At 73.2% G+C, this 13504-nt stretch carries 12 protein-coding genes and 1 tRNA gene; 4 read left to right on the top strand and 9 right to left on the bottom strand.

Annotation, left to right across the window (positions count from 1 at the left end; genetic code table 11):
* Positions 1 to 18: 18 nt before the first annotated feature.
* Positions 19 to 600, top strand: a complete 582-nt coding sequence (locus tag ACI79I_RS10680; protein WP_456992308.1) for a class I SAM-dependent methyltransferase — start codon at positions 19 to 21, stop codon at positions 598 to 600.
* Here the strand turns inward: ACI79I_RS10680 and ACI79I_RS10685 are convergent.
* Together ACI79I_RS10685 and ACI79I_RS10690 are read right to left on the bottom strand one after the other, a co-directional pair.
* The gene (locus tag ACI79I_RS10685; RefSeq protein WP_456992309.1) at positions 597 to 1400 is read right to left on the bottom strand and encodes an SDR family oxidoreductase; all 804 of its coding nucleotides are present in this window, start codon (positions 1398 to 1400) and stop codon (positions 597 to 599) included. The two genes, ACI79I_RS10680 and ACI79I_RS10685, sit on opposite strands and share 4 nt — an antisense overlap.
* A gap of 145 nt (positions 1401 to 1545) precedes the next feature.
* On the bottom strand, positions 1546 to 2874 hold the full coding sequence (locus tag ACI79I_RS10690; protein WP_456992310.1) for a M20/M25/M40 family metallo-hydrolase: 1329 nt from the start codon (positions 2872 to 2874) through the stop codon (positions 1546 to 1548).
* 175 nt (positions 2875 to 3049) lie between these two features.
* Here ACI79I_RS10690 and ACI79I_RS10695 point away from each other — a divergent pair, with 175 nt between their 5' ends.
* From ACI79I_RS10695 to ACI79I_RS10705, 3 genes are all read left to right on the top strand, one after another.
* Entirely contained in the window at positions 3050 to 3274 is a 225-nt protein-coding gene (locus tag ACI79I_RS10695) for a hypothetical protein (protein WP_456992311.1), read from the top strand.
* Positions 3267 to 3608: a GGDEF domain-containing protein gene (locus tag ACI79I_RS10700; protein ID WP_456992312.1), complete on the top strand. Its 342-nt coding sequence runs from the start codon at positions 3267 to 3269 to the stop codon at positions 3606 to 3608. The genes ACI79I_RS10695 and ACI79I_RS10700 overlap by 8 nt, the downstream gene beginning before the upstream one ends.
* Positions 3609 to 3675: 67 nt before the next feature.
* Positions 3676 to 3760, top strand: a tRNA-Leu gene (locus ACI79I_RS10705).
* A 76-nt stretch (positions 3761 to 3836) separates the two neighbouring features.
* Here the strand turns inward: ACI79I_RS10705 and ACI79I_RS10710 are convergent.
* The 7 genes from ACI79I_RS10710 to ACI79I_RS10740 form a co-directional block, all read right to left on the bottom strand.
* Positions 3837 to 4310: an anthrone oxygenase family protein gene (locus ACI79I_RS10710; RefSeq protein WP_456992313.1), complete on the bottom strand. Its 474-nt coding sequence runs from the start codon at positions 4308 to 4310 to the stop codon at positions 3837 to 3839.
* 356 nt (positions 4311 to 4666) lie between these two features.
* Positions 4667 to 7123, bottom strand: coding sequence for a xanthine dehydrogenase family protein molybdopterin-binding subunit (locus ACI79I_RS10715; RefSeq protein WP_456992314.1), 2457 nt, complete (start codon positions 7121 to 7123; stop codon positions 4667 to 4669).
* Positions 7120 to 7638: a (2Fe-2S)-binding protein gene (locus ACI79I_RS10720; protein WP_456992316.1), complete on the bottom strand. Its 519-nt coding sequence runs from the start codon at positions 7636 to 7638 to the stop codon at positions 7120 to 7122. Before ACI79I_RS10720 ends, ACI79I_RS10715 begins: the two co-directional genes overlap by 4 nt.
* Entirely contained in the window at positions 7631 to 8518 is an 888-nt protein-coding gene (locus tag ACI79I_RS10725) for an FAD binding domain-containing protein (RefSeq protein WP_456992317.1), read from the bottom strand. Before ACI79I_RS10725 ends, ACI79I_RS10720 begins: the two co-directional genes overlap by 8 nt.
* 547 nt (positions 8519 to 9065) lie before the next feature.
* Positions 9066 to 9632 (bottom strand): DUF3500 domain-containing protein, encoded by a 567-nt coding sequence (locus tag ACI79I_RS10730; protein WP_456992407.1) that lies wholly within the window; start codon positions 9630 to 9632, stop codon positions 9066 to 9068.
* 79 nt (positions 9633 to 9711) lie between these two features.
* On the bottom strand, positions 9712 to 12060 hold the full coding sequence (locus tag ACI79I_RS10735; protein WP_456992318.1) for an eCIS core domain-containing protein: 2349 nt from the start codon (positions 12058 to 12060) through the stop codon (positions 9712 to 9714).
* Between the two features lie 69 nt (positions 12061 to 12129).
* Positions 12130 to 13503, bottom strand: a complete 1374-nt coding sequence (locus ACI79I_RS10740; protein ID WP_456992319.1) for an eCIS core domain-containing protein — start codon at positions 13501 to 13503, stop codon at positions 12130 to 12132.
* Between the last annotated feature and the right edge of the window lies 1 nt (position 13504).

Consider the following 13504-nt stretch of genomic DNA (forward strand, 5'->3'; position numbering starts at 1 on the left):
GGCCGACCGGGAGGACCCATGATCGAGCACCTCACCGACCGGCTGCGGTTCCTCAGGGCCTTCGTGGCCCACCCGCGGCAGGTGGGCGCCGTCCTGCCGACGTCCCGCGCCGCGGTCCGGGACATGCTCGACCTCGGCGACGTGCCGGGCGCCGACCTGGTGGTCGAGCTGGGTGCGGGCACCGGCGTCCAGACCGGGGAGATCCTCGCCCGGCTGGGCCCCGACGCCCGGCTGGTCTCCTTCGAGATCGACCCCGACCTGGCCCGGCTGCTCGAGGAGCGCTTCGACGACCCGCGGCTGCAGGTCGTGTGCGACTCGGCGGAGGAGCTCGACGTCCACCTCGGCGGCAAGCGGGCCGACGTGGTGGTCTCGGCCCTGCCCTACACCTCGATGGCGCCGCCGCTGCGGACGCGCGTCCTCGACCTGCTCCCGGCGGTGCTGGCGCCGGGCGGCACGGTGCTGGTCATCCAGTACTCGCCGCTCATGCTCGGCGAGCTGCGCCGCCGCTTCCCCTCGGTGCGCCAGCGGCTCTCGCCCTGGAACGTGCCGCCGGCCTTCCTGTTCGCCTGCCGGCTCCAGCCCGCCGACGGCGCGCGCTAGCGCATCGACGGCGGGCGCAGGGCCTCCGGGACGACGGCGGTCTGCCCGCTCGCCGTCTTCGCGCTGGGCACGCCCTTGAACGCGTACGGCACGGCCCCCACGCCGGGCTGGACGACGTAGGCCGCGCCCGGCTCGCCCGAGGCCCAGGCGGCCAGCATCGCGTCGGCCACCTCCCCGGCGGAGAGCACCGGGAACCCGGCCTTCTCGAACTCCTCGCGGATCGGGTCGATGATCGCGGTGTCGGCGAACCCCGGGCAGATCGCGGTGATCCGGATCCCCTGCGCGGCCAGCCGCGGGGCCATCGACCGGACGAACGCGACCGCCCCGCCCTTGGCCACGCTGTAGCCGGGGTCGGTGGCCATCGGCGAGAGCCCGGCCAGGGACGCGGTGACCACGACCGCGCCGCCGCCGGCCCGCTGCAGCGCCGGGAGCGCCGCCTCGGTGCCGTAGACGACGCCGAGCAGGTCGACGTCGAGCACCCGCAGGAAGCCGTCCACGTCGAGCAGCGCGTCGGAGTCGAACCCGGCGATGCCGGCGTTGAGGAACACCGCGTCCAGGCGCCCGTGCTCGGCCTCGACCGCCTCGACCACGGCGCGGTTGGCGGCGCGGTCGGTGACGTCGAGCGGCAGGAACGGGCAGCCCAGCTCGGCGGCCACGGACCGGTTGCGCTCGCTGTCGAGGTCGGTCAGGACGGCGGTGACCCCGCCCTCGCGCAGCCGCCCGGCGAGGGCGCGGCCGAAGCCGCCGGTCCCCCCGGTGATCAGCGCGACGGAGCCGGGGCCGGGTGTGGGATCGCTCACCCCGGCATCACACCACGCGGCGCTCCGCCGCACCGAGGCCCCGCCTCGCCGCGATCATGGTGCTCGGGACGCGCCACGCCGTCGTCCCACGGGGTGTCGCCTCACGGACTCCGTGATCGTCGCGGATGGCGTGGGCGGACGGCGCTCAGACGGCGCGCAGGAACCGGTCGAGCACCCGGATCCCGAAGCGCAGGGACTCGACCGGCACCCGCTCGTCGATCCCGTGGAACAGCGAGGCGAAGTCCAGGTCCGGCGGCAGCCGCAGCGGGGAGAAGCCGAAGCAGCGCATGCCGAGGCGCTCGAAGCTCTTGGCGTCGGTGCCGCCGCTCATCGTGAACGGCACCGGCCGCGCGCCGTCGTCCTCGGCCTTGAGCGCGGCGACCATCTGGTCGACCAGCGGGCCGTCGAACGTCGTCTCGACCGCCTGGTCGTGGACGAGCCAGTCGCGGCGGACCCCCTCGCCGAGCAGGCTCGCCAGCTGCCGCTCGAACTCCTCCTCCTGCCCGTAGAGGAAGCGGCCGTCGACGGTGGCGGTGGCGGTGCCGGGGATGACGTTGGCCTTGTAGCCGGCGTCGACCATCGTCGGGTTGACCGTGTTGCGCAGCGCCGCGCCGATCATCCGGCTGATGCTGCCCAGGCGGGCCAGGGCCTGCTCGGGCTCGTCGGGGTCGATCTCGATGCCGTAGGCGTCCTCGACAGCGGCGAGGAACTGCCGCATCGGCGGGGTGAGCACGGTCGGGAAGCGGTGCGCGCCGAGCCGGGCCACGGCCGCGCAGAGCCGGGTGACGGCGTTGTCGTCGTGGACGAACGAGCCGTGACCGGGCTTGCCGCCCGCGGTCAGCCGCATCCAGGCCAGGCCCTTCTCCGCGGTCTGGACCAGGTAGAGCCGCAGGTCGTCGCGGACGGTGATGGAGAAGCCGCCGACCTCGCTGATCGCCTCGGTGCAGCCCTCGAACAGGTCGGGGTGGTCCTGCACCAGGAAGCGGGCGCCGAGCCGGCCGCCGGCCTCCTCGTCGGCGACGAACGCCAGGACGACGTCCCGCGGCGGCGCGACGCCGGTGCGGGCCCAGTCGCGCACGAGGGCCAGGACCATCGCGTCCATGTCCTTCATGTCGACCGCGCCGCGGCCCCAGACGTAGCCGTCGCGCTCCTCGCCGGAGAACGGGTGCACGCTCCACTCGGCGGGGTCGGCGGGGACGACGTCGAGGTGGCCGTGGAGGAGCAGGGCGGGCCGGCTGCGGTCGGCGCCGGGGATGCGGGCGACCAGGCTGGCCCGGCCCGGCTCGGACTCCAGGATCGTGCTCGAGATGCCGACCTCGTCGAGCTTGCCGGCGACCCACTCGGCCGCCGACCGCTCGCCCTTGCCGGTGGCGGTGTCGCCGGTGTTGGTCGTGTCGATGCGGATCAGCTCGGACAGCAGCTCGGCGACCTCGTCCTGGGCGCGGACGAGGGGCGCGGCGGTGGGCTCCGACATGCCGACGATCGTGCCACCGCGGACGCGCGCCCCCCGGAGGGGTGGGCCGGGCCACACCGCGTGCGGCGGGGGCCGATCACCGGGGCATGAGGATGCCGACCGCGCTGCGGGCCCGCGACCCCCGCACGGCCGCCCGCAGCGCCGAGCTCATCCTCGTCGTGTGCGCCATGGCGCAATGTCGGTCATGCTGGTCCGCGCCAACGAGCGGCAGGAGGAGCTGGTCACCGCCCTCCGGGAGCAGGCGAGGGTCGACGCGCTGACCGGTCTGGTCAACCGGCGGGTCTTCGACGAGGCGTTGGCCGAGACCGTGACCGGGCGGACGCCGGCCGGCACGGCGCTGCTGCTCATGACGTGGACTCCTTCACGACCATCAACGACTCCCACGGCCACCCGTGGGTGACCAGACCCTGGTCCACCTCGCGCGCATCCTGCGCGAGCACCTCCGGAGCGAGGACGCGGTGCTCTCCCGGTTGGGCGGCGACGAGCTGGCGGCCCTGCTGCCGGGGTGCGACGTCGCCGTCGCGGCGCGGCGTGCCGAGCAGCTGCACGACGCCGTCCGGTCGGCCCCGCTCCCCCTCCCCGACGGCACGCTGCTCGGCCTCTCCATCAGCCTCGGCGTGGCCCACCTGCCCCAGGGGTCCGACGACCTGACCGCCCTTCACTCGGCCGCCGACCGGGCGCTCTACCGCGCCAAGCGGGACGGCCGGGGTCGCGTCGCCGTCGCCACTGTCTGAGTACCGGGACACCGGGAGGGGGTGCGTGATCGCCGTCCGCGAGTCCGGTAGTCTCTGTCTCGCACTCGTCCGGGTGGCGGAATGGCAGACGCGCTAGCTTGAGGTGCTAGTGCCCTTTATCGGGCGTGGGGGTTCAAGTCCCCCCTCGGACACCGGCATGAACCCCCACGGCTCCGCAGCCGTGGGGGTTCTGCCGTCTCCGGGCAGGTCGGGAGTCCGGACCTGCACCTAGCGCCGAGGCCCCCGGCCGACCACAGGTCGCGACGCCACTCTCGACGCCGGGTTCGGCAGCAGCGCCAACGCGGCTGCGACCGCGGCCACCAGCCCGAGGAGCACGCGGACGTGGTGCCAGCGGGCCCATCTGCTGAGGAGTTCCGTGGTCTCGGGGTCGGTCAACGTCCCCCCAGTGAACTGGTGGTTGGCCGGTTCGTTCACCGTGACCGTGATGCCGAGGACGCCGGCCGTGGCCACCGCTGCAGCAACGGACGCGGGGGCGCCCCGACGGCCTTCCCTCAACTGCGCGACCGCCGAGGCCGCGCCGATGGTTCCCGCGCCGGCTCCCAGCGGGATCATCAAGTCCCGGATCCGGCCGGAGTGGGCTGCGAACCAGTCGCGGAAGTCAGCCGGGGAGGCGCCTCGCCAGAACGGTAGGAGCACGACCTCGATCAGGACCATGCCGCCGGCCAGCAGGCCGGTGAGCACTGTGGTGAGGAGCGCGAGGGACCGCGAGAGCACAACCGCACTATCCGCCGTCCGACGAGGCAGGGACAGACGAACCTGAACGCGATCTCGCCGCGTCACCGCCCGGGACGGAGGCGTGTGCGCATGTCGCGTGTCCCCCCTCGGACACGTCATCCCATCCTGGCCCGGTGCAGGGGACGCCTCCCGGGAGGGACGTCCCTCTCGTCGTCGTCCTGCCCGGAGACCTCGTCGGCGGTCGGCCGGCCGGCACTGCGGCATCGATGGCGCGCTGCAGCATGCGGCGGCCCAGGTCGGGCTCGGTGACGAAGCGCACCTCGTCACCGCTACCGGCGGCGGGGAGAAGCAGCCTCGGGCGCTCACCCGGTGCGGTCCGCCGGCTCCGTCCGGCCGGCCGCCGCGAGCAGGCCGACGACCCGCTCGGGGGTCATCGGGAGCTCGTCGACCCACACCCCGAACGGGGACAGGGCGTCGTTGATCGCGCTGGCCATCGCCGTCGGCGCGATGAGCCGGCCCCCCTCGCCGGCGCCCTTGACGCCGTACTCGGTCCAGGGTGACGGGGTCTGCTCGTGCACCACGTGAATGGGCGGCGCCTCGTTCATCGACGGGATGAGGTACTCCCGGAAGGTCGGTGTGCCCAGGCGCCCGTCCGCGTCGTAGACGTACTCCTCCATCGTCGCCGCACCGATGCCCTGGACGATGCCGCCCATGACCTGACCCTCGACGAGCTTGGGGTTCATCACGGTGCCGCAGTCGTTGACCGCGTAGTACTGGAGGACCTCCACGGAGCCCGTCTCGGGGTCGACCTCGACGATCGGGACGTGGCAGCCGTGGCTGACCATCGGGTAGAAGATCCCCATGTCGCTCCGGTCGCTCGCCGGCGGCGTCGAGTGCGGGTGGTCGTAGGTGTAGCTCTCGACCAGGCCGCTGGACTCACCCTCCGGGTTGTCGTGCTTGAACAGGTGGGCCCGCATCGCGACCGCCGCCATGCCGACCTCGCTGCCGGGCACGCCGCGGACCCGGAAGGTGCCGTCGATGCACTCGACGTCGTCCGGGTCCGACTCCATCATGTGCGCCGCGATCCGCGTCATCTTCTCCTTGATCCGCCGCGCGGCCGTGCGGGAGGCCCCGGACAGCATGATGGTCAGCCGGCTGCCACCCGGGCCCGCCGACAACCTGCCGGAGGTGGAGTCGGCGTAGACGACCGTCACGTCGTCCGGCTGCACGCCGAACTCCTCGGCGACGACCTGGCCGATGACCGTCTCCGGGCTGTTGCCCCACAGCGGGCAGCCGACCTCGACCCGGATGCCACCTGTGGCGTCGACGTCGAGCTTCACCGACTCCGGGGTGCTCGTCGCGCCGAGCGGGGGCTGGTCGTAGAGGAACCACCACTCGCTGGCGTTGTACCCACTGCGCTCCTGGCAGCTGGCCAGACCCACGCCGATGTAGCGGCCCTCCTCCTTCCGCAGCCGCTCCTTCTCGCGCATCCAGAAGTCGTAGTCGGAGACCTCGAGCGCGCGCGTGAGCACCCGGTCGTAGTTGCCCGAGTCGTACTCGTTGCCGGTCGGGATCCTGTACGGGAAGTCCTCGGGCCGGATGAAGTTTCGCCGCCGGATCTGCACCCGGTCGATGCCCAGTTCGAGGGCGGCCGCGTCCACGAGCCGCTCGAGGACGAAGTTGCCGGGGTCCGCCCCTGCGCCGCGGAAGAAGCCCTGCTGGACCTTGTTGGTCAGCACGCAGGAGACGTCGTAGCCCAGGGCCGGGATCGTGTAGGGGCCGGTGGGCTGGGCCATGGCGTTGCCGTGCTGGCCGTGGGCGAACTGGAAGTACGCGCCGTAGTCGTCGACGATCGTCAGCCGCAGGCCGAGGAAGGTGCCGTCCTCGGCGACCGCCAGCTCGCCGTCGTAGATGCGGTCGCAGCCGACGTTGTCGTTGGCGGCCAGGCAGTCGATGCGGTCCTCGAGGAACTGGACCGGTCGCCCGGTCGCCTTGCTGAGGCTCCCGGCGATGGAGATGACCTTGGTCAGCAGGTGCTTGCTGCCGAAGCTGCCACCGACGGTGCACGGGATGAGCCGGAGCCTGCTGGTCGGCACCCCGAGCATGCCGGCGAACGCCCACGGCAGGAAGTTGTGGAAGTTGGTGTTGGACCACACCGTCATCTCGCCGGTGTAGGGCTCGAAGGAGCACACGGCACCGGCGGTCTCGATCGGCTGGGCGCCCATGCGGTGCCACCGCGCGCGCCGGCGGATCACCCGGTGCGCGCCGGCGAAGGCACCGTCCACGTCGCCGAAGTCGATCGCCCGGTGGAAGACGACGTTGCTGTCGAGCGTGTCGTGCACCCGGGGGGCCCCGGGGGCCATGGCGGCCACGGGATCCACGACGGGATCGAGCAGCTCGTACCGGACGTCGATCAGCGCGAGGGCGTCCTCGGCGATGTAGCGACTCTCGGCCGCGACGGCCGCGACGGCCTCGCCCGGGAAGCGCACCTTCTCCACGGCGATCGCGTGCTGGGGGACCGGCTCGGCGCAGAACGCCGTCATCGGGCCGACGTGCTGCTGAGCCTCCTCGCCGGTCAGCACGGCGAACACGCCGGGGAGGGCGCGGGCGCGGGAGGTGTCTATGGAGACGATCCGCGCGTGGGCGTGCGGGCTGCGCAGGACCGCGGCGTGCAGCATCCCGGGGACGACGACGTCGGCGACGTACGTCGCGCGCCCGGTGAGCAGCTTCCGGTCCTCCTTTCGGGGAACACTGCGCCCGACCCACCGGTAGTTCCCGTCGCCGGTGGTGGCGTCGGTGACGTCCTCGGTGGCGGTCATGCCCGGACCTCCTGCTGCGGCGCCGCGTACGTGTGGGCCTGGCTGATGAGCTCTCCGGCGCGGCACACCGACTCGACGATGTTCTGGTAGCCGGTGCAGCGGCACAGGTTGCCCGACATCGCGAGGCGCACGTCCTCCGGCCCGGGCGTCGGGTTGCCGGCGAGCAGTTCGGTGGCGGCCATGAGCATCCCGGGTGTGCAGAAGCCGCACTGCAGCCCGTGGCGCTCGCTGAACGCCTGCTGGAGGGGGTGCAGCGTGCCGTCGGCCCGCGCGAGTGACTCGACGGTCTGCACGCTGCGGCCGTTCGCCTGCACGGCGAAGAACAGGCAGGCCCGGGTGCTCTGCCCGTCGACCAGGACCGTGCACGAGCCGCAGACGCCCTGCTCGCACCCGACGTGGGTGCCCTTCAGCCCCAGCGTGTCGCGGAGGAAGTCGGTCAGCAGGGTGCGCGGCTCCACCAGGGCCTCGTGCTCGGCCCCGTTGACCGTGAGGGTGAGGTGCACCTTCTCAGGCATCCGTCTGTCCTCCGTCGGCTCGGGCGATGGCTCGGGTCAGGGCGCGCTTGGTGAGGGCGACCGCGAGGTGCCTGCGAAACGCGGCCGAACCGTGGCAGTCGCTCACCGGGGAGAGGTCGGCGGCGGCGAGGTCCGCGGCCCCCGCGATGGCCTCCGCCGAGGGCTGGGCGTTGCTCAGCGCGGCTTCGGCCCGGCGGGCGCGGACCGGCCGCCCGGCGACCGAGCCCAGCGCGATGCGGACGTCGGACAGGTGGCCGGACGGGTCGAGCGCCACCGTGACGGCGACGCCGCACACGGGCAACTCGCCGTGGCGGCGGGACAGCTCGAGGAAGGCCGATCCGGTGCCGGTCCCGGCCGACACCGGGACGCGGACCTCGACGGCGAACTCGTCCGGTTCCAGGCTGGTCTCGTGAGCGGCGACGAAGAAGTCCTCCGCCGCGATGACCCGCTCACCGCGGGCGCTCCGGGCGACGACCTCCCCGTCGAGCGCCAGCAGCGCCGTGGGCAGCTCCGCGGCCGGGTCGGCGAAGCACACACTCCCGACCACGGTGCCGCGCGAGCGCACCGAGGGGTGGGCCACCAGCGCCCCGGCCTCGGCGAGGAGGGGCACTGCGGCGCGGACCGTGTCCGACAGCTCCGAGGTCCGCTGCCGCGTCAGGGCGCCGATCACGACGGTGCCGTCGCGGCGGTCGATGCGGTCCAGCTCCTCGACCCCGTTGATGTCGACGAGCAGCGAGGGCTCGGCGAGCCGGGTGTTCATGAGGCGGATGAGGCTCTGGCCGCCGGCGAGGATCCGGGCATCCGGCCCGTGCTCCGCGAACTGCTCGACCACCTCGTCCGTCGTCCTCGCGGCGAGGTAGCGGAACGGTGCGGGTTTCATCGCTGCCTCCGAGAGATGCGGGCGGACGGCGTCCCGGCCGGGTGCCAGCGCGCCGGACGTCGTCCGCCGCCACCCGCCTCGTGGCGACGGCGGGCGCGACGGCTGTCGGCTCCGGACACGACGCGGCCCACCTGCGGTCCGTGTCGTGAGGGTGATCTGGATCACGTGCGGGCCACGACCCTCCACGAGGGGCCACCCCGTGTCAACGGGCTCGGACGTCCCCACCCGGGGTGTCGCACGGAGCCGGTCCGGATGGACCGAACAGGCCTCCGCGCCGACGAGCGGCGAGCTGCTCAGCCACCGTCGTGTACGTGCCGGCGCTCCGCCGAGACGCCCGTGCCGAAGTGGGCCTCCGGGTCCCGCCAGGCAGAGTGCGCGTGGTCGGCGTCGCGGGCGGTGTCGTCCCACTCGGTCAGCAGCCGGAGGTCCTGGAGCCGGTGGCAGTGCAGCTCCCCCGGCTCGAGGCGACCCAGCCCAGGCCAGGTGCACCCGCTCCAGGTCGACCGGAGCGGCCAGCCCGTCGGGGACCCGTCCCCGACGGGCGAGGTCAGAGCCAGCCGACGGTGCTCCTCGGGCCGTACCCGGTGGCCGCCTCCGCCGCGGTGGTCATGGCCTCGACCCGGTCGCGCAGCCGCGGCTCGGTGACGCGCCCGCTCCAGATGTCGGGCAGCAGGAGCACCTGGTCGCCGTCGGCGACGCGCGGGCGGTCGCCGCCGATGATGTCTGACGGCGGCCGGTCCAGGAGCACGGCCACGTCCCGCGGCTCCGGCGACAGCGAGCGCACCAGCTCGCGGGCGAGGTCCTCGACCCGCTCCAGCGGGCGCAGGGTGCCACCGCCCAGGCCGGGCGCAGTCGCCGGCTCTGCGCCGAGGAAGCACGGGGTGACCGAGCGGACCTCGTCGTCGACCACGAGGTCGTCCAGCGAGACGTGGTGGCGCTGAAGCGCCAGCCCCACGGCCCGGTGCCCTCCCGGTCCGCCGAAGACGCGCCCATGGCACAGCCCCGGGTCGCGGTCACGTTCGCGACCCAGTCGACCGTGGAGCCCTCGAGCTGGTCGAGGACGTTCTGCCGGCCAGGATCGTCGAGCAGTGACGTTGGCGGCGTTGATGACCATGCCAAAAGCACCACTCCGCTGCTCGGCGAAGACGTTCTGCGGAGACAACGGGCGCAGCAGCTTGATGGCCCCTCTGGGGCTAACGGGGCCGGGGCGGCGCCTGCATGATCGCCTTGCCGGGGTCCCCGATGTGCTCGCCGACCCGCTGGAGCTGAGCGGAGAGCTTCTCGTCGAGGTCGACGTACGCCTGGTACCGACCGCGCACTGTCTGCGCGAAGCCCCGCATCCGCCCGGCGAGCTCGCCCACGAACTGACTGATCGAGTGCAGCTCGAGGAGTGCGGTCGACGCGAGGGGGAACCTTCTCACCGCCTCCCAGAAGGTCTTCTCGAGGTCATCGGCGACGGTCTCGAGCATCTGGGCGCGCCGGTCGATCTCGGCCGCGAGCTGGGGGAGGCCGAGCGGGTGCGGCGCGATCTCTTGCAGAACGTCGATCGCGCGGCTCTCGTAGGCCTCTGCTGCCGCCCGGAATGACGCCAGATCCTGCGGCGGCGCGACCGCCCCTCTGCTGAGCTGCTGCATGGCGGCGTGCCAGTCAGGCCCGCGTCGGTCCTCTGGCACCACAGCGAGCGAGACGGCCAAGAGCATCGCGCGGACCCGGTGCGCGCCGAGGCGGCGCCACTCGGCTTCATAGACGGCACGCAGTCGGTCCACATCCGTCTTGCTCGCCAGGGTCGCCGGGTCAGGGTGAGTGGCCAGGAACTCCTGCTCGGCGTCGAAGACGGCCGACCTCAGCCTCGACTCGACCGGATGGGTGATCTTCTCGATCGTCGTCCGGGTCGCCTCGTCCGAGGCGCTTGCGTACAGGTCGAGCAGGGTCCGGCCGACCGAAGCGACCGTGGTCGCGGTCGCGAGCGCCGCGCCCTTCGGGGTGCGGGAGAGGTGCGGTGCCTCGTCCTTCGCCACGCCTGCGGTGTCGATCGCCGTCACGCGGACCCTGGGCTGGCCGCCCCTTGTCTGGACCTCCAGCGAGACCCGCTTGCCCTTCACCACCCCACGCTCGGGTGTCGGCGCCGCCCGCGGTGCGGCCGCCGACGTGCCCTCGGGGGGCGGTGCCGGCTGCGCAGCCGGCGTCTGCTGCGGAGCTGGAGGCTTGGTCGGCGGCTTGGCCGGGGGCTTGGCCGGCGACGTTGGCGGGGCGCTCTGAGGGGCAGGTGGCGCCGACGGGGGGACGGGGATGGGTTCGCGCGCGACGATCGCCGGCTGCGGCCGCCCTGCCTGCGTCGACGAGCGGCTCGTCGTCTTCGGCGAGGCCTCGCCGGAGCCGACCATCTTGGGCCGTACGGGCTCGTGCGGTTCGATGACCGCCAACCCGCGGCTCCTCGCGTAGTTGACCAACCGTTGCCGGCATGTGGGACAGATCGCCTGGTCGCTGACGACGACGAGCTTGCCTCCCGCGAGCCGGGCGGGTCCGTCCTTCTCCAGGGCTCGTACACATCGGGCCTCCGCGTGGTCGTCGGGTCCACCGCTGCGGAAGCTGTCGGCCGCGACCGCCACGCGGTTGCCCTCGGCGTCGACGAGCTGCACGCCGGCGAACGTCTCGTAGCCCTTGCCGAGCGGCGCACCCTTGGCCACCGGGTTACCTGCCTCGTCGACGCGGAGACTGCCCGGCGGCACGGTCGCCGGGGACGAGCGATAGGCGTCGCCCGCGCCACTCGAAGAGGATTCGAACCCGCGCTTGCTCTGCACGAGCTGGGTCCACATCTCCTGCGGCGTAAGCGCCGGGGACCGAGCCGGGCCCCCGCCGGGCGGCGGGTCGGGAGAGCACTGCGGTCCGGTGACGGCCAACGGGCTGACGTAGGCCCGCCCCCCGGCCGCGACCACGTGGGCGGCCTCGTCGGCCACGCGCTCTCCGGCGAGGTCCGAGACGCTCCCCACCGGTGTACGGCCGTCCTGCTGGACGACGTGCGCGAGCTCGTGCGCGATCAGTCGCAGCCCGCCGGGGGTCCGGGGTCGGTACGCGCCCCGCGCGAAGGCGACGCGGGTGCCGATCGTGAAAGCGCTCGCGTGCAGCGAGCGGGCCGCGTCACCGGCTCGCTCGTCGGCGTGCACGCGCACCGCTGAGAAGTCGTGCCCGAATCCGGCCTCCATCGCGGCACGCACCGATGCGTCCAGCGGCACGCCACCGAGCGTCGCGGCACTCGGGGCACCATCCCGTGACTCACCGGCCGCCTGCAGCACATCGCGATCCACGGGAGCTGGCGGATCGGACGACCGCCGGGCCGCAGCAGCGCCCTGCCCGCGCACAGCACCACGACCTGCTTGCGACTCGGCTCGCACCGGGACGCCACTGAAGTCGTGGCCGTGGAACGCCTCGAGTGGGTGACGAACGCCGGGCTCGACGGGCTGACCGGCTCCGGGACCCGTCCGGACGACGGAGCCCGGTGACGTCGAGGCCTGGCGCCGGATGAGCTCGGCGAACACGCCCATGACCTCACCTCCCTTCGGGCGTCCGGATCACGGCCATCCATCAGGCGGTGCCGGATCGTGCTGGCGGGTTCAGGTCCCTGAGGCGGCGAGCTCGTCAGCCTGTCGCCACAACTCCTCCCACTCGATCCCGATCTGCACGATCGTGACGACAGCCAGCCCGACGTCGATCAGCTCGCCGAAGGGCAGCGGGCCGTCCGCTGCCGCCAGAGCCAGTGCCGCCGCACCCCGGACTGCGAAGCGACGCGCCACCACCTGCCAGAAGTGGCGCCACAAGGCGCGCCCGACGACGGCGGTCACCGCCGCCGCGCCGGCTGTACCGACCGCGATCGCCGTCCCCCGGGTCCGCGCCTCCCGTTCCAACCGCTGCCGCTCCCGCTCTCTCTCCTCCGCGGGGACCGGGGCGGGGACCTCCACGGGAACACGGCGTCCCCGTCGAACTGCGTAAACCAGGAGCCCCGGACCGCACCAGGCCGTCTCGATGGTCACGACGCCCGCCGTGAGAATTGGCGGCTGGTAGAGCGACGGCAACATCGGGACGACGACGGAGATCCCCGACCCGGCTCGCCACGCAGCCTGCGCCGGATCCCGGGCGTTCCCCTGATCGATGTACCGCATCAGCTGGTTCTCACCGTCGACCAGGCACTCCACCGCTGCAGGCTTGATCTCCGCGACGGAGAGCACCCCGGCCAGGTTCCGACGGGCCAGGTCCGGGAACCCCGCGCCGGCGGCCCCACCGAGCAGCTGCGGCGGGATGACCTTGTCGTCCCTCCCACAGATGCCCCCAGTGCGCAGCGGGGCCGCCGAAGCGCCCGGGATCATGATGTCGACCGCACCGGGGACGCGGCCGGCGAAGTCGTCCTTGATCAGTTGATGCACTGCGGTTCCCGACATGAGGCTCGTGACCGAGGGATTGCCGAGGAGGCTCGTGCACCCCGCAGGTTGCCGCCGGACCCGGAACTGCTGGCCCCCCTCGTCGTGCTCGACGACGTGCGCCAACTCGTGTGCGAGGAGTCCCTGTCCGCGCCGCGTGCGCGGCTCGTACGTGCCGGGCGCGAAGAAGATCTGGCGGCCGACCGTGACGGCCCTGGCGCCGAGGGCCCGGGTGAGCTCACGTGCGGTGGCATCGACGTGCACCCGCACGCGGCTGAAGTCGTGCCCGAAGGCCGCGGCCCACGAGCTGGGGCCCGTGAGTGACACGGCTCCCTCCTCGGAAGGGAGCTCGCGCCCATCCCGGCCCATCGGAAGTCTGGCCATCGCTTCCGTGGCACTGCGGTCCGCTCGGACCTCGTCAGTGTCCGAGGACCTGCTGACGGTCCACGTCGGGGCGAACCGGAGCGCCTCCGGGTTGGCAGGACGAGCAGTCTCGTGGAGTGCCCGCATGGTGCTCCTCCGTGCTGGTGCTCGAGGGACGGGCGCCCGGCCGCTGCGATGGGCAGTGCCCATC

The sequence above is a fragment of the Geodermatophilus sp. SYSU D01105 genome (assembly GCF_054050095.1).

What these genes read in the sequence shown, in the direction of transcription:
- ACI79I_RS10680 (WP_456992308.1), top strand. Translation starts at nt 19, where the DNA reads ATGATCGAGCACCTCACCGACCGGCTGCGGTTCCTCAGGGCCTTCGTG.
- ACI79I_RS10690 (WP_456992310.1), bottom strand. Translation starts at nt 2,874, where the DNA reads ATGTCGGAGCCCACCGCCGCGCCCCTCGTCCGCGCCCAGGACGAGGTC.
- ACI79I_RS10695 (WP_456992311.1), top strand. Translation starts at nt 3,050, where the DNA reads ATGTCGGTCATGCTGGTCCGCGCCAACGAGCGGCAGGAGGAGCTGGTC.
- ACI79I_RS10715 (WP_456992314.1), bottom strand. Translation starts at nt 7,123, where the DNA reads ATGACCGCCACCGAGGACGTCACCGACGCCACCACCGGCGACGGGAAC.
- ACI79I_RS10720 (WP_456992316.1), bottom strand. Translation starts at nt 7,638, where the DNA reads ATGCCTGAGAAGGTGCACCTCACCCTCACGGTCAACGGGGCCGAGCAC.
- ACI79I_RS10725 (WP_456992317.1), bottom strand. Translation starts at nt 8,518, where the DNA reads ATGAAACCCGCACCGTTCCGCTACCTCGCCGCGAGGACGACGGACGAG.
- ACI79I_RS10730 (WP_456992407.1), bottom strand. Translation starts at nt 9,632, where the DNA reads ATGGTCATCAACGCCGCCAACGTCACTGCTCGACGATCCTGGCCGGCA.
- ACI79I_RS10735 (WP_456992318.1), bottom strand. Translation starts at nt 12,060, where the DNA reads ATGGGCGTGTTCGCCGAGCTCATCCGGCGCCAGGCCTCGACGTCACCG.
- ACI79I_RS10740 (WP_456992319.1), bottom strand. Translation starts at nt 13,503, where the DNA reads ATGGGCACTGCCCATCGCAGCGGCCGGGCGCCCGTCCCTCGAGCACCA.